Annotated in this window: 13 protein-coding genes; 6 read left to right on the forward strand and 7 right to left on the reverse strand. The window is 60.0% G+C overall.

All coding sequences use genetic code 11. The annotated features are described in order from the left end of the window. Positions 1 to 120: 120 nt before the first annotated feature. Genes ACMGF9_RS21035 through ACMGF9_RS21045 form a run of 3 tightly spaced genes read left to right on the forward strand, consistent with a single transcriptional unit; the run spans position 121 to position 2,637 of the window. Positions 121 to 1,491: a glutamine synthetase family protein gene (locus ACMGF9_RS21035; protein ID WP_414160398.1), complete on the forward strand. Its 1,371-nt coding sequence runs from the start codon at positions 121 to 123 to the stop codon at positions 1,489 to 1,491. Positions 1,492 to 1,523: 32 nt separating this feature from the next. Further along, positions 1,524 to 1,934 (forward strand): GNAT family N-acetyltransferase, encoded by a 411-nt coding sequence (locus tag ACMGF9_RS21040; RefSeq protein WP_049239727.1) that lies wholly within the window; start codon positions 1,524 to 1,526, stop codon positions 1,932 to 1,934. Positions 1,935 to 1,947: 13 nt separating this feature from the next. After that, positions 1,948 to 2,637: a trehalose-6-phosphate synthase gene (locus ACMGF9_RS21045; protein ID WP_016929237.1), complete on the forward strand. Its 690-nt coding sequence runs from the start codon at positions 1,948 to 1,950 to the stop codon at positions 2,635 to 2,637. Between the two features lie 2 nt (positions 2,638 to 2,639). Here the strand turns inward: ACMGF9_RS21045 and sfnG are convergent, their stop codons facing one another. After that, positions 2,640 to 3,734, reverse strand: coding sequence for a dimethylsulfone monooxygenase SfnG (gene sfnG, locus ACMGF9_RS21050; protein WP_004933309.1), 1,095 nt, complete (start codon positions 3,732 to 3,734; stop codon positions 2,640 to 2,642). A gap of 436 nt (positions 3,735 to 4,170) precedes the next feature. On the opposite strand from sfnG, the gene ACMGF9_RS21055 reads away from it, so the two are divergent. The 3 genes from ACMGF9_RS21055 to yjiA all read left to right on the forward strand — a co-directional run bounded on the left by ACMGF9_RS21055 (position 4,171) and on the right by yjiA (position 7,744). After that, the gene (locus ACMGF9_RS21055) at positions 4,171 to 6,351 is read left to right on the forward strand and encodes a carbon starvation CstA family protein (protein WP_033648584.1); all 2,181 of its coding nucleotides are present in this window, start codon (positions 4,171 to 4,173) and stop codon (positions 6,349 to 6,351) included. Positions 6,352 to 6,565: 214 nt separating this feature from the next. Beyond that, positions 6,566 to 6,769 carry a YbdD/YjiX family protein gene (locus tag ACMGF9_RS21060; protein WP_004953088.1) on the forward strand — a complete coding sequence of 68 codons (204 nt, stop codon included), beginning with the start codon at positions 6,566 to 6,568 and terminating at the stop codon, positions 6,767 to 6,769. A 21-nt stretch (positions 6,770 to 6,790) separates the two neighbouring features. After that, the gene (yjiA, locus tag ACMGF9_RS21065) at positions 6,791 to 7,744 is read left to right on the forward strand and encodes a GTPase (RefSeq protein ID WP_414160399.1); all 954 of its coding nucleotides are present in this window, start codon (positions 6,791 to 6,793) and stop codon (positions 7,742 to 7,744) included. Positions 7,745 to 7,839: 95 nt separating this feature from the next. Here yjiA and ACMGF9_RS21070 read toward each other — a convergent pair whose 3' ends face one another. The 6 genes from ACMGF9_RS21070 to ACMGF9_RS21095 all read right to left on the reverse strand — a co-directional run bounded on the left by ACMGF9_RS21070 (position 7,840) and on the right by ACMGF9_RS21095 (position 15,152). After that, positions 7,840 to 9,237, reverse strand: coding sequence for a lipopolysaccharide biosynthesis protein (locus tag ACMGF9_RS21070; protein ID WP_015376485.1), 1,398 nt, complete (start codon positions 9,235 to 9,237; stop codon positions 7,840 to 7,842). Further along, positions 9,234 to 10,364 carry a dTDP-4-amino-4,6-dideoxygalactose transaminase gene (gene rffA / locus ACMGF9_RS21075; RefSeq protein WP_015376484.1) on the reverse strand — a complete coding sequence of 377 codons (1,131 nt, stop codon included), beginning with the start codon at positions 10,362 to 10,364 and terminating at the stop codon, positions 9,234 to 9,236. Before rffA ends, ACMGF9_RS21070 begins: the two co-directional genes overlap by 4 nt. Positions 10,365 to 10,418: 54 nt before the next feature. Continuing rightward, positions 10,419 to 11,468 carry a TDP-N-acetylfucosamine:lipid II N-acetylfucosaminyltransferase gene (locus ACMGF9_RS21080; RefSeq protein WP_118892482.1) on the reverse strand — a complete coding sequence of 350 codons (1,050 nt, stop codon included), beginning with the start codon at positions 11,466 to 11,468 and terminating at the stop codon, positions 10,419 to 10,421. Between the two features lie 70 nt (positions 11,469 to 11,538). Then, positions 11,539 to 12,408 (reverse strand): glucose-1-phosphate thymidylyltransferase RfbA, encoded by an 870-nt coding sequence (rfbA, locus tag ACMGF9_RS21085; RefSeq protein WP_015376482.1) that lies wholly within the window; start codon positions 12,406 to 12,408, stop codon positions 11,539 to 11,541. A 20-nt stretch (positions 12,409 to 12,428) separates the two neighbouring features. Continuing rightward, positions 12,429 to 13,493, reverse strand: coding sequence for a dTDP-glucose 4,6-dehydratase (gene rffG, locus ACMGF9_RS21090; protein WP_015376481.1), 1,065 nt, complete (start codon positions 13,491 to 13,493; stop codon positions 12,429 to 12,431). 639 nt (positions 13,494 to 14,132) lie between these two features. Further along, positions 14,133 to 15,152: a LacI family DNA-binding transcriptional regulator gene (locus ACMGF9_RS21095; RefSeq protein WP_139319784.1), complete on the reverse strand. Its 1,020-nt coding sequence runs from the start codon at positions 15,150 to 15,152 to the stop codon at positions 14,133 to 14,135. Between the last annotated feature and the right edge of the window lie 87 nt (positions 15,153 to 15,239).

The raw sequence follows: 15,239 nt of genomic DNA on the forward strand, positions 1-15,239 counted from the left end.
CAGACAGTTTTTGCCGCCGCAGATACCCTTTTCACATCGCCGCTATGGCCTCACAAGAGAGTTGTCTCATGCGTTTATCCCTGCCTCTGGCCGTGACCGGTCTTCGTTCTGGAGCGCGCCATGCATGCTAATATCATCGGGTTCAATCCCCTGCTGGCGGAGCTGCCCGCATCGCCGACGCGCACCTTCCGCAAAGAGCTGGAACACTACCTGCAGCGCTATCCGGATACCGAACAGCTGGATATTTATCTGCACGATCTGAACGGCCAGCTGCGCGGCAAGCGCCTGCCGATCGCCGAAGCCTTTGGCCTGGAAAAAGGCTGCTACTTCCCGCTGTCGATCTACGCCCTGGATCTGCACGGCCGGGTGATAGAAGAAAGCGGGCTGGGGCAGCGGACGGGCGAGCCGGATCGGCTGTGCCTGCCGGTGCCCGGCACGCTGCGCCCCTGCGCGCGCGATCCCGAACGCCACGCCCAGCTGCTGCTGACGATGCAAAACGCCGACGGCGACGCCTGCGAGCTGGAGCCGCGCGTGGTGCTGCAACGGGTGCTGAAGCGCCTGCACGAGCGCAACTGCTTCCCGGTGGTGGCGGCCGAACTGGAGTTCTACCTGCAGGATCCGCAGCGCCCCGCCGAGGCGGAAGCCTGCCCGACGCAGAGCTTCGCGGTGGATGCGCCCGAGCGCCACCATGCGCTGCTGAGCGACATCGAACGGCACGCGCGGCTGCAAAGCCTGCCGCTGACCGGCGTGGTGGCCGAAGCCGCTTCCGGCCAGTACGAGCTGAACCTGCATCACAGCCGGCGCGTGCTGGAAGCCTGCGACCAGATCATGGCGCTGAAGCGCCTGACGCGGCAGATTGCCGAGCAACATCACCAGCACGCCTGCTTTATGGCCAAGCCCTGCGCCCATGCCGCCGGTAGCGGGCTGCATTTTCACATCAGCCTGCAGAACGAGCACGGCGAGAACCTGCTGACCGGCGCGCCGGGTGAACTGAGCGACAACATGCAGCAGGCGATGGCGGGCATGCTGGCGCTGATGCCGGCATCGATGGCGATCCTGGCGCCCAACATCAACGCGTTTCGCCGCTTCCGCCCCGGCATGCACGTGCCGCTGCGCGCCTCCTGGGGCCACAACAATCGCACGGTGGCGCTGCGCCTGCCCTGCGCCGACAGCGCCAACCAGCGCATCGAATACCGCCTGGCCGGCGCCGACGCCAACCCCTATCTGGCGCTGGCGGTGATGCTCGGCGGCCTGCTGCACGGGCTGGAACACCCGCTGCCGCTGCCGCCCACCGCCAACGGCTGCGAAAGCGACAACGCCGCCCCCTTGCCGCTCGGCCAGCAGGAGGCGCTGGCGCTGTTCCGCCACAGCGATCCGCTGCGCGAACTGCTCGGCCCGGCGTTCTGCACCCTGTGGCACACCTGCAAAAGCGCCGAACTGCGCCGCTTCGAGGAACAGGTCACCGCCGCCGAACTCGGCTGGATGCTGTAACCATCCACTGATTCGTTAACCTAAGGATAATCATGAACATGCAACCGCAATTGGCCCCCGTACAGCCGCTGCTCTGCTGGCGCAAAGGCGTTTTTCATATCAGCACCGATCGGCAGTTATTGGATATCGAGGCGATCCAGCGTTTCCTCAGCCTGCCGGATCGGACGGCGGCGGAGCGCCTGGCGCGCCACGGCCTGTGCTTTGGCCTGTACCGCAAACGCCACCAGCTCGGCTTCGCCCGCATGGTGACCGATTACGCCACCTTCGCCTCGGTGAGCGAACTGTTCGTCAGCGCCGAATACCGCGGCGTCGGGCTGGGAAGCTGGCTGACGCGCTGCTGCCTGGCGCATCCGGCATTGCGCGGCCTGCGCGTCACACTGCCCGTGCTGCAAGCGCCCTGGCGCGCCGACTGCGCGGCGCACGCCCCGCGAGCCCTGCACTGATAAGGAGAATCCGATGTCTCGTTTGGTGCTGATTTCCAACAAACAGTGCGACGGCAAGGATCTGGCCTGCGCCGGCCGGACGCTGGCGGCCGACGCCGAACCGGGGCTGTGGCTCGGCTGGAACGGCGACGTGCAGAATTTCGCGCAGCGCCCGATCAGTTGCCGCCAACGCGCCGGTTACGATCAGGTGACCTTCCCGCTGTCGATCGAGGAGTTTCGCCGCCACTATCAGGGCTACTACCACGACGGCCTGTGGCCGGTGTTCCACAACCAGCCGGAGAAGGCGCACTTCACGCCGGAAAACTACCGCGCTTACCGGCAGCTGAACTGCCGTTTCGCCGATATCGCCTGCGAGCACCTGTGCCCGGGCGACATCGTCTGTATCGACGACTACCAGCTGCTGCCCTGCGCCCAGGCGTTGAAGGAGCAGGGGCTGCTGAATGCCTGCGCGTTCTTCTTCCACCTGCCGTTCCCGTCGGCGGCGCTGCTGCGGCGCATCCCGGAACATCGCCAGCTGATCGCTTCGCTGCTGTTCTACGATCTGATCGGCTTTACCACCACGGACGATCGCAACGCCTTTCTCAGCTGCCTGTCAGGCGAGTTCCCGCTGGAGATGCTGCCCGACGACCAGATCCAGGCCAACGGGCATATTTTCGCCACCGGCATTTTCCCCGCCGGCATCAACGCCAGGCAGGTTTACTGAACTCAGGCCGCCGCCCGCTGGCGCTCCAGTTCGCGCACCAGCGGGATCACCTCGCGGCCGAAGAACGCCACCTCTTCCTGGAAGTGCAGGAACGCCAACAGCATCAGATCCACCCCGGCGTCTTTCAGCGCGATGATGCGCTCGGCGATCTGCTGCGGCGTGCCGATCAGGTTGGTTTTAAAGCCGTCGTTGTACTGCACCAGATCCTCAAACGAGGATTTGGCCCAGTTGCCCTCGCCCTCCGGCGAAGCCGCCCCGGCGTTCTTCACCTCATGGCCGAATCCTTGCACCGCCTCCGGGTTGGCGTGATCGATAATCTCCTGCAGCACCGCCTGCGCTTCCTGCTCGGTATCGCGGGCAATGACGAAGCCGTTCACCCCCACCTTGACCCGGTGCTGGTTGGCCCTGGCCTTGGTCTGCAGATCGTCCACCTGCTGGCGAATGCCCTCCACGCTGTTGCCGTTGGTGAAGTACCAGTCCGAGACTCGCGCCGCCATGTCGCGCGCCGCCCGCGAGCTGCCGCCCTGGAAGATCTCCGGCAGCGGATCCAGCGGCTTGGGCTTCAGCGAGTAGTCGCGATAACGATAAAAATCGCCGGCGAAGCTGAAGCTGGGCTCGGCCCAGATGCCGCGCAAACAGCGGATAAACTCTTCCGAGCGCAGGTAGCGCTCTTCGTGATCCAGCCACGGCTCGCCGATGGCCTTGAACTCGCCGCGGAACCAGCCGCTGACGATATTGACCGCGATGCGCGCGTTGGAAAGATGGCTGATGGTGGCGATCTGCTTGGCCGCCAGCGTGGGGTTCCACGGCCCCGGCAGCAGCGCGGCGATCACCTTCAGCTTCTCGGTGGAATCCAGCAGCGCCTGCGAAAACGACACCGACTCGTGCTGGTTGTCGGCGCCGTAACCGGCGGTGAAACGGATCTGGGTGAGCGCGTAGTCGAAACCGGCGCGCTCGGCAATCTGCGCCAGCTTGCGGTTGTAGCCGATGTCCCAACCGGTGCGCTGCGGGATGTTGCTGATCACCAGACCGCCGGAGACGTTCGGCACCCAGTAGGCGAACTGAATAGGCTGCTGCGAGTGGTTTGCTGCTGACATGCTTCTCTCCCTCTGCTCGTTGGCGCCGTGATGCGGCACGCATATAACCATTATCGATTTACAAATATTGAAAACCTTGTTTTGGTTATAAATCCGATAGCAGAATGCGTGCCAACCGCCGCGTTAAGGCATCTGGCTGATAAACCGAGGGTTTAAAGCCGGCGGGTTAAAGCGGGTGCTGCATTGGCAACAGCGGCTGGCGGGCGGCTGTTGGTTATGCAGCAAACCGCTCACCCCGCCAATCCAACCGTTCACCCGGCGGATCTGACCGCTGAGCGAAATACGCCTGTCTTCCCCCCTTACCCCCGGCGATGATGAGCTGTTCCTAAACCCGCCTTACCTCGGGAAAGACGCTACGGCTCACCGCGCCACTCTGACATCTCTTACAAGCGGATGAGTTCATTCATATTTTGCAGACTGGAATTAAGGATACCTCATGAAACGAGAGGGGATTTTAAAGCACATTCCGTGGATGCTGCTGGGGATACTCGGCGCAGCCTGCCTCGGCGTGGTGGCGCTGCGACGCGGCGAACACATCAGCGCGCTGTGGATCGTCGTCGCTTCGGTGGCGGTGTATCTGGTGGCCTACCGCTACTACAGCCTGTACATCGCCACCAAGGTGATGAAGCTGGACGCCGGCCGCGCCACCCCGGCGGTGGTCAACAACGACGGCCTCAACTACGTGCCGACCAACAAGAACGTGCTGTTCGGCCACCACTTCGCCGCCATCGCCGGCGCCGGACCGCTGGTGGGGCCGGTGCTGGCCGCGCAGGTCGGCTACCTGCCCGGCACGCTGTGGCTGCTGGGCGGCGTGGTGCTGGCGGGGGCGGTACAGGACTTTATGGTGCTGTTCATCTCCTCGCGCCGCAACGGCGCCTCGCTCGGTGAGATCATCAAAAAAGAGATGGGGCCGATACCAGGGACCATTGCGCTGTTCGGCTGCTTCCTGATCATGATCATCATCCTGGCGGTGCTGGCGCTGATCGTGGTGAAAGCGCTGGCGGAAAGCCCGTGGGGCGTGTTCACCGTCTGCTCCACCGTGCCGATCGCGCTGTTTATGGGCATCTACATGCGCTACCTGCGCCCCGGTCGCGTGGGTGAAGTGTCAATCATCGGCATCGTGCTGCTGGTGGCCGCCATCTGGTTCGGCGGCGTGGTGGCACACGACCCGTACTGGGGCCCGGCGCTGACCTTTAAAGACACCACCATCACCTTCACGCTGATCGGCTACGCCTTTGTCTCCGCCCTGCTGCCGGTATGGCTGATCCTGGCGCCGCGCGACTACCTGGCCACCTTCCTGAAAATCGGCGTGATCGTCGGGCTGGCGATCGGCATCGTGATCCTCAACCCTGAGCTGAAAATGCCGGCGGTGACCCAGTTCGTCGACGGCACCGGCCCGGTGTGGAAAGGCACCCTGTTCCCATTCCTGTTCATCACCATCGCCTGCGGCGCGGTCTCCGGCTTCCATGCGCTGATCGCCTCCGGCACCACGCCGAAGCTGCTGGCCAATGAGACCGACGCGCGCTTTATCGGCTACGGCGCGATGCTGATGGAGTCCTTCGTCGCCATCATGGCGCTGGTGGCGGCGTCCATCATCGAGCCGGGCCTGTACTTCGCCATGAACACCCCGCCGGCGGCGCTGGGCATCACCATGCCGGACCTGCACCGCCTGGGCACCGAAGACGCGCCGATGATCATGGCTTCGCTGAAGGACGTGACCGTGCACGCAGCGGCGGCGGTCAGTTCCTGGGGCTTCGTCATCAGCCCGGAACAGATCCTGCAGACCGCCACAGACATCGGCGAACCTTCGGTGCTGAACCGCGCCGGCGGCGCGCCAACGCTGGCGGTGGGCATCGCCCACGTGTTCCACCAGATCATTCCGGGCGCCAACATGGGCTTCTGGTACCACTTCGGCATTCTGTTCGAGGCGCTGTTCATCCTGACCGCGCTGGACGCCGGCACCCGCTCCGGCCGCTTCATGCTGCAGGATCTGCTGGGCAACTTCGTGCCGTTCCTGAAGAAAACCGACTCGCTGGTGGCCGGCATTGTCGGCACCGCCGGCTGCGTCGGGCTGTGGGGCTACCTGCTGTATCAGGGCGTGGTGGATCCACTCGGCGGCGTGAAGAGCCTGTGGCCGCTGTTCGGCATCTCCAACCAGATGCTGGCCGCCGTGGCGCTGGTGCTGGGCACCGTGGTGCTGATTAAAATGAAGCGCACCCAATACATCTGGGTGACCGTACTACCGGCGGTGTGGCTGCTGATCTGCACCACCTACGCGCTGGGCCTGAAGCTGTTCAGCGACAACCCGCAGCTGGAAGGCTTCTTCTTCCTGGCCGGCGAATACAAACGCAAGATCGCCGAAGGCGGCGCCGAGCTGAGCGCCCAGCAGATCGCCAACATGAACCACATCGTGGTGAACAACTACACCAACGCCGGGCTGAGCATTCTGTTCCTGCTGGTGGTGTACAGCATCATCTTCTATGGGGTGAAAACCGCGATGGCGGCGCACAAGAACCCGAAACGCACCGACCAGGAAACGCCTTACGTGCCGGTGCCGCAGGCCGCGCCCGCCGACGGCGTAACTGAGGGGGAGGTCAAAGTTTCGACCCAGCATTGATGTGATTTAACGGATACCCTGCATAATAAAATCAGTTATGCAGTACCGACATGAAAGTTAACCGGTACCCAAAGGATTTCGGGCCGCAGCAAGGCGGCAAGTGAGCGAATCCCCAGGAGCTTACTCAAGTAAGTGACTGGGGTTCGGGAGTGCAGCCAACACCGCTGCGGTTCGAAAGACGAAGGGTAAGCAGGGTATTTGGGAGTAAGAAACTATGTTCGGAAATCTTGGCCAGGCGGGAAAGTACCTCGGGCAGGCGGCGCGCATGTTGGTGGGCGTGCCTGACTACGATACCTACGTCCAGCACATGAAAGACAACCACCCGGACAAGCCGGTGATGACCTATAAAGAATTTTTCCGCGAGCGCCAGCAAGCGCGCTACGGCGGCGACGGCAAAGGCGGCATGCGCTGCTGTTAACCCGCAGTCACAAGGACCCGTATGAAACCCATTGCAGTCACCATCCTGACCGGCTTTTTGGGCGCCGGCAAAACCACCCTGCTGCGCCACATCCTGAACGCCGAACACGGCTATAAAATCGCGGTCATCGAGAACGAGTTCGGCGAAGTGCCGATCGACGACGCGCTGATCGGCGATCGCGCCAGCCGCATCACCACGTTGAGCAACGGCTGCATCTGCTGCAGCAAGTCCAACGAATTGGCGGACGCGCTGCTGGATCTGCTGGACGGCGTCGACAGCGGCCAGCTGACGTTCGATCGGCTGATCATCGAATGCACCGGCATGGCCGATCCCGGCCCGATTACCCAGACCTTTTTCTCGCACGAGATCCTGTGCGAGCGCTTCCTGCTGGACGGCATCATCACCCTGGTGGACGCGGCGCACGCCGAGCAGCAGCTGAGCCAGTTCAGCATCGCCCAGGCGCAGGTGGGCTACGCCGACCGCATCCTGTTGACCAAAACCGACGTGGCGCCGGACTGCGAGGCGCTGATCCAACGGCTGCAGCGGATGAACGCCCGAGCGCCGCTCTACCAGGTGACGCACGGCGATATCGATCTGAGCGTGCTGTTCGACATCGAAGGCTTTACGCTGAACGACAAGCTGAATCTGACGCCGCCCGCCCCGCTGTTCCACCGCATCCCGCAGCCGCAGAGCGGCATCCGCTCGATCGTGGTGACGCTGGAACGGCCGCTGCCGCTGATGCAAATCTCCGAAGTGATGGAAGGCCTGCTGCTGGAATACGCCGACAACCTGCTGCGCTACAAAGGCATTCTGTCTATCGAAGACGAGCCGCGCCGCCTGCTGTTCCAGGGCGTACAGCGGCTGTATAACGCCGACTGGGATCGGGAATGGCTGCCAGAGGAAGAGCGCAAGAGTACGCTGGTGTTTATCGGCGTGGATCTGCCGGAGGAGGAGATTCGGGGGCGGCTGCGTTGAGCAAGAGGAGACGTCAGCGAGATCGCGCTGTCATGATGAGAAGTAGAAATGGGGAAAACGGCGGCAACCCGCAACGGGTTGCCTGACCGAAAGCGTTATCGTTTGGCGAACGACTTAAGGAACCTGAGGTTCCTCACCAGCACCACGGCCAGTAAGACACCCCAATAGACAAACAGCTCATATTTCATTTTCTCGCCTGCCAGCGCTGAAACCGACGCCCCCGCCAGACAGAGGAAAGTGAAGAAATACATTTCAAAACGTGGCATGGTCTTCCAGCTGATAATTGAGAACTCCGTTCTCAGGATCAGGAATGCCCAGAAGGCCAGACAGGTGCTTACCGCCGCGCCACCGGCGCCGAAACGTGGCACCAGCAATGCGTTTGAGGTGATATTGACGACCAAAGCAACTAATGAAACAAACATAGAATAGAGCGTTTTTCGACTTAAACCGATCCCCACCGCCGTGGTCTCGGAAAGCGTATAAAGCAATGGCGCGCCCAGACAAGCAATAAGAACATACTTAACGTCAATGTATTCTTTGGGCAAAACATAATCCGTAATCCAAGAAAAAAGCCCGCCCAGGCTGAACAGGCAAACCACGGCAATCAGCATGCACTGCGTGACCTTGGTTACCATCTGCTGTTCGCCGCCTTCGTTAGACTCCGCCAGCTTGTACACCATCGGCGCCCAAACGGTAGAGAACACACTTTGCAGGATGCTCGCCACGCCGGCGAAGCTAACCGCCACCGAGAAGATCGCCAGCTGTTCAAAGCCGGAATAGGCTCGCACGAACATCCTATCGACAGTGGTTAACCCCCAAAACGCCAACCCGCCCAAGATCAGCGGATAGCCAAACTTGAGCATCGCTTTCAGTTTGCCGTAGTCCAGCGAACTGCGCAGTGCGGCTATCCAATCCGCCCGGGAAGACCACATCAGCATCAGCGACACGGCGATAAAACCGACGGCGTTCGCCACCACCAACTGCATCAGCGTATGCTGGGTAAACAGAACATAGCACAGGCCAATGACGATCAGCGTCATCAGCTTGGGCATCAGTTGGCTGAGCGAAAACGCCATCCCCTTCTCCTGCATCCTGAGTATCAGGGACAAGAAACGGTTGATGAACGACGCCAAAAGAATCAACATGATAAGCCAGCTTATCGCCGTGTCTTTCTGTTCGAACAGCAACGCGGACAAACTGCCGGGGAACAGCAGGAACGCCGCACTGATGACTACGATCATCAGCAAGCCGGGGAAAGCGACGTTCTTCAACAGCTGCCCGCGATCGGTTTCACCGTGGTATTCCCGAACGTAAGCCTGATCAAGCCCCAAACTGAAAAACAGCACGCAGAAAGACACGGCCACATTCAGCATGCTGATTCGGCCTACGTCGTCCGCCGAAAACAGCCAGGTAATGACCGGCAGGGTCAACAACCCCAGCGCGGCATTACCGATCGGCCCGATGGCGAACGCCAGGATCTTGCGGGCGTTCACTCAAAGAACCTCACTACGCTTTCAATAACTTTATTCTGATCGGCATCGGTCATTTTGTAGTACAGCGGCAGGCGAACCAGTCTCTCGCTTTCGCGGGTGGTGTAGTTGTCTTCGCCAATGAAGGTGCCGAAGACCTTGCCCGCCGGCGCCGAGTGCAGCGGAATATAATGGAATACCGCCATCACGCCACAGGCCTTCAGGTGAGCGATGAACTGCGTTCTTTGCTCGATATCCTTCAGCTTCACATAGAACATATGCGCATTATGCTCGCAGTCCGCCGGGATGGTCGGCAACGTCAGCAGCCCTTTCTCCGCCAGCGGCGCAAAGCTCGCATAGTACTTGTGCCAGGTCGCCAGTCGGTTATCGTTAATCTCATCAGCCAGTTCCAACTGCCCCCACAGGCAAGCCGACTGCAGTTCACCCGGCAGGAAGCTGCTGCCGAAATCGACCCAGGTATATTTGTCCACCTGGCCGCGCAGGAACTGGCTGCGGTCGGTACCCTTCTCACGCAGAATTTCGGCGCGTTTGATAAAGCGTTCGTCATTGATCACCAACGCGCCGCCTTCACCACCGCTGGTGTAGTTTTTGGTTTCATGGAAGCTGAAAGCCGCCAGGTGACCTTTAACGCCAACGAAATCGCCTTTGTATTTGCTCATGACGCCCTGCGCGGCGTCTTCAACCACCAGCAGGTTATGCTGGTCGGCCAGGCGCATGATCGCATCCATATCGCAGGAGACGCCGGCGTAATGCACGGGCACAATGGCTTTGGTTTTATCGGTGATCGCCGCAGCCACCAGCGCTGCATCCATATTCATGGTTTCAGGGTGGATATCGACGAATTTGATTTTCGCGCCGCGCAACACGAAGGCATTGGCGGTACTGACGAAGGTGTAGCTTGGCATGATAACTTCGTCGCCCGGCTGGATATCGACCAGCAGCGCGGCGATCTCCAGCGCGGCGGTGCAAGATGGGGTCAACAGCGCGTGTTTGCACCCCAGCTTGCTTTCAAACCATTTCTGGCACTGTTTGCCGAACGGGCCGTCGCCCGACAATTTCCCATTCTCCAACGCCGCATTGATATATTGAATTTCGTTGCCGGTTACCGGTGGTTTGTTGAACGGTATCATGTTATCCCTTGTTGTCGATTCTGAATGCATGCCGGGGCGATGTGCCGTGCGGCATCAGGAAGTAAAGACGGCCTTTAACTGCGCGGTAAGGTTCTCAGCGGAGAAATAGGCTTCGATTTTTTGCTCGTTGTCATGCTTTTCCGCCGCGCTCAGGCTGCGTAGCGAAAACGTTTGAAGATCCAATACCTGGATATCCTTTTCTTGAAAGAAGTCCCACTGCGTGGTGCCTGGATTCAAAAACACCGTTTTTTTCAGCCCCAGCAGGGAAATGGTGTTACCCATCGCCTGTTGGCGATGGTGGTTGAACACCGCGATATCCACTTTCCCCAGCAGCGTCAGGTAGTGTTGGAAAGGCATAAAGTCGGTTAATGGTACAAATTTCTCGCCAAAGCGCCGCGTGCCTTCGGCCACCACTTCTGCCGCATAGCGTTTATTGCCATAAGAAAGCGGTACGACGAGCTCAATATTCTCGTTTTTGTACGTTTCCAATATATCAAACGCGGAAAAATGATTATTAGTTGGATCGGCAGAATTACCCAGCAGAATGGTGGTTTTACCGTCCTCGCCCGCCGCACGTTCATCAATGACGTTTTTCTTGTATACGTTGCTGGTATACAGCAGGCACTCATGCCACCGGCCGGTGCAGCCGTACCACTTTTTAGCCAACTCGTAATCGCCCTTGATGTAAGTGACAAAGTTGCCCATACGCTTAATGGCCGGGCGGCGGAGAAGCTCTGTCAGGCGCCATTTGAAGTTACGCTTGCCGATTTGGTATTGGTAAAGGTCACCACCCCATATGAACCAATAGCATTTTTTTAATACCCAAGGGGTCAACAGCAGCAACAGCGCCATCTTGATGCCGTGGAAGCTGTGCAGAATCACCCGATCGTGGCGTTGAATGGCCTTCATCAACTTCAACGTCGGCTTGACGTTACCAAACAGATCCGCCCCGAGATAGTGAACGTTATCCGCCGGCGGCAAAGCGAAACGCACCTTATCGCCATAGACCCAAAACGTGTGTTCATCGGGATCGAATTTCTCATTCACAAATTCAATGAATGAAGGAATAAATTTATCCAGAGGACAAATATGTACAGTGCTCATATCCGCTCTATATGCAGGTTCGTCCAGTGCCCCGCCACGCTCCGGGTGTTCAAAGCACGGCGGGCCGGGGTTATTTTTCCGCGATCAGCTGCGACAGATACTGGCCATACAGCGTTTTGCCGAGCAGCTTGGCTTCGGTGGCCAGTTGCTCACGCGTCAACCAGCCTTTTCGGTAGGCGATCTCTTCCAGACAAGCGACCTTGAAGCCCTGACGCTTCTCAATAGTGTGTATAAACTGAGAGGCCTCGATCAAACTGTCGTGCGTGCCGGTGTCCAGCCAGGCGAAACCGCGCCCCAGCAGCTCGACGTTCAGCGTGCCGCGTTCCAGATACATCTGGTTGAGCGTGGTGATTTCCAGCTCACCGCGCGCCGACGGCTTCACCTGCTTGGCCATCTCAACCACGTGATGGTCATAGAAATAAAGCCCGGTGACCGCCCAGTTGGATTTCGGCACGGCCGGTTTTTCTTCCAGCGACAACGCGCGGAAGTTATCGTCGAACTCCACCACGCCGAAACGTTCAGGGTCCATCACCTGATAGCCGAAAACCGTCGCCCCTTCGCTGCGCTTCACCACCGACTCCAGCTTGTTGCCGAAGCCCTGGCCGAAGTGAATGTTGTCGCCAAGCACCAGTGCGCAGCTGTCACCGCCGATGAACGCTTCGCCAATGAGGAAGGCCTGCGCCAGGCCGTCCGGGCTCGGCTGAATTTCATAACTCAGATTGATGCCGAAACGGCTGCCGTCACCCAGCAAGCGCTTGAAGGAGGGCATATCTTCCGGAGTGGAGATGATCAGGATATCCCGAATGCCCGCCAGCATCAGCACCGAGATCGGGTAATAGACCATCGGCTTATCGTAAATCGGCAGCAACTGCTTGGAAACGCCGCGCGTGATGGGATAGAGACGCGTGCCGGAACCGCCCGCTAAAACAATGCCTTTCATTCTTCTTCCTTAAAAATCGATTAACGGGTCAAACCCAGACGCTCGCCGGCATAGGAGCCGTCTTTCACCCGGCTCCACCAGGCTTCGTTCGCCAGATACCATTCCACGGTTTTGCGAATGCCGCTTTCAAAGGTCTCTTGCGGCTTCCACCCCAACTCCGCATCGATCTTGGCGGCGTCGATCGCATAGCGCATATCGTGGCCCGGGCGATCGGTCACAAAGGTGATGAGATCCGCATAATGCGCGATATCACCCGGTTTGTGCGGCACCAGCTCATCCAGCAGTGCGCAAATGGTTTGCACCACTTCGATATTTTTGCGCTCGTTGTGACCACCGATATTATAGGTTTCCCCCACCGCGCCTTCGGTGACCACCTTATACAGCGCCCGCGCATGATCTTCTACATATAACCAGTCGCGCACCTGCGCGCCGTTGCCGTATACCGGCAGCGGCTTGCCTTCCAGCGCGTTCAGGATCGTCAGCGGGATCAGCTTTTCCGGGAAATGGTAAGGGCCATAGTTGTTCGAACAATTGGTGACAACGGTCGGTAAACCGTAGGTGCGCAACCAGGCGCGCACCAGGTGATCGCTGGCCGCTTTGGAGGCGGAATACGGGCTGCTTGGCGCATAAGGCGTAGTTTCGGTAAACAGATCGTCGGTGCCGTGCAGATCGCCGTACACCTCGTCGGTGGAGATGTGATGGAAACGGAACGCCTGCTTGCGCTCGGCGTCCAAGGCGTGCCAATACTGGCGAGCCGCCTCCAGTAAGGTGTAGGTGCCGACGATGTTGGTTTCGATAAAGGCGGCCGGGCCGTCAATAGAACGATCGACGTGACTTTCGGCGGCCAGGTGCATCACCGCATCGGGCTGAAAGGCGGCGAACACGCGATCCAACGCCTGACGGTCGCAAATATCGACCTGCTCGAAGGAGTAACGATCGCTATCGGCGATCGGCGCCAGGGATTCGAGGTTACCGGCATAGGTCAGGCTATCCAGCACCAAAATGTGATCAGCGGTATCATTGATAATATGGCGGGCAACGGCCGAGCCAATAAACCCGGCACCGCCGGTAACGATAATTTTCATAGAATCCTCTAAAATACGCCGTGGTCATTTCATCGCCACATTGTTTTACATGCGCATAAAACGGCTAAAGGCTTTTTCCTGGGTAAACACCCTGCCGGTAATCGAATAACAACATTCCCACCACGCCGCCGCGAGCAAGCCCCTAAAACCAACAGAGCTGCATCGCAGCTCTGTTGGTTTTAGGTCGGCACGCAACCGTCGTGTTCGGATATTGTCGCCGGAAACGCCGGATGGCTACGCTACCGCCCTTGGCTCACAGACGCCAATCTCTGGTGGTCGCTCGGGTATTGCCGCCGGACGGCGACATGCTCAGGCCATTCATCCGCAGGGCCGCAAGGCTGGCCAGTGAAACCGTTCACCGACGCAACGCCGGAAGCCATGCCGAGACAGAAGAAAGCGCGATGCTTTCAACCGCTAAAGGCGGGTGGGAACGGCCAAACTTTCGGGGGATAACATAACGTATAGCGGCTCGAAAGAGCAGTCTTGGGGCGCTCTTTCAGATTATTACTCAGGGTGGTAAGGGGAAACGGCTGAAACGCCGCCGCGGAAAAGCATGGTGGCAGGATGGCATCGCTGCGCCGAGTGACGAGGGCTTAGGCGGCCAGCCTGGACCTTAACCCCCCGGACGCATTTCCAGGTTCAATCCCGCTCGTACGGCCCCGCCGCCACCGACTCGCGCTCGATCAGGCTGGCCGGGAAGCTGGGGCGCTTGCGGAGCTCGCCGCCGTCCAGCATCGACAGCAGGCGGTTGACGGTCTCCTGGATCATCTCGGTGACCGGCATCTTCATGCTCGACAGCGACGGCACGGTATAAGGCGCCAATGGGATGTCGTCGAAGCCGATGACCGATACCGCCTCCGGCACCGCCACGCCGCGCTCCGCCAGCCGCTTCATCGCGCCGATGGCCATTTCGTCGTTGCCGGCGACGATGGCGCTGAACGGCTGCCCGCCGGCCAGCAGCGCATCGACCGCCGCCACGCCGCTTTGCGCGTGCCATTTCCCTTCGACGATCAACGCCTCGTTAACCGCAATGCCCTGCTGCGCCAGCGCGGACTTGTAGCCGGAAAGCCGCTCCAGCCCGGTGGGGGAATCGAGCGAGCCGGTGATAAAGGCGATGTCGCGATGCCCGCGCGCGATCAGGTGCGCCACCGCCGCCGCGCCAGCGGCGTGCTGATCGCTGAAGATGCAGTAGCTGTCGTTCAGCCGCAGCCGCCGGTTGATCACCAGAATCGGCTGACGGTGTTGGGAGACGATCTCGTCCATTTCCGCGATCGACAGAAAACGCGGGTAGATGATCACCCCGTCGCAGCGCAGATCCAGCAAAAACTGAATGGCGGCCCGCTCCTCTTCGGCGGTGTGCTTGCCGTCCGCCAGGATCAGTTGGCGGCCGTTCGCCTCCATGATGCGCGCCGACTGCGCCATCAGTTCGCTGAAATAGTTGCCGCTGTAGAGGGTGTTGGTGACCACCAGGCCGAGGGTTTGGGTGGTGTTGGTCGCCAGGCTGCGCGCCAGCAGGTTGGGCCGATAGCCGGTTTCCGCGATGGCTTTATCCACCAACGCGCGTTTCTCCTCGCTGACATAGCCGCTGCCGGACAAAACGCGCGACACCGTCGCCTTTGAAACGCCGGCCTTTTTCGCCACCTCGAGTATCGTTGCCATCTGTGCGCCGCCAAAATCCATGGGTTCAGCGCAGTCTACCCAAGACGCCCGGCGTTTGGAACGTTTTCACGCCCCTGCACAGCGGTA

The organism is Serratia sp. BNK-23 (assembly GCF_047456145.1).
Classification (GTDB): Bacteria; Pseudomonadota; Gammaproteobacteria; order Enterobacterales; family Enterobacteriaceae; genus Serratia; species Serratia nematodiphila.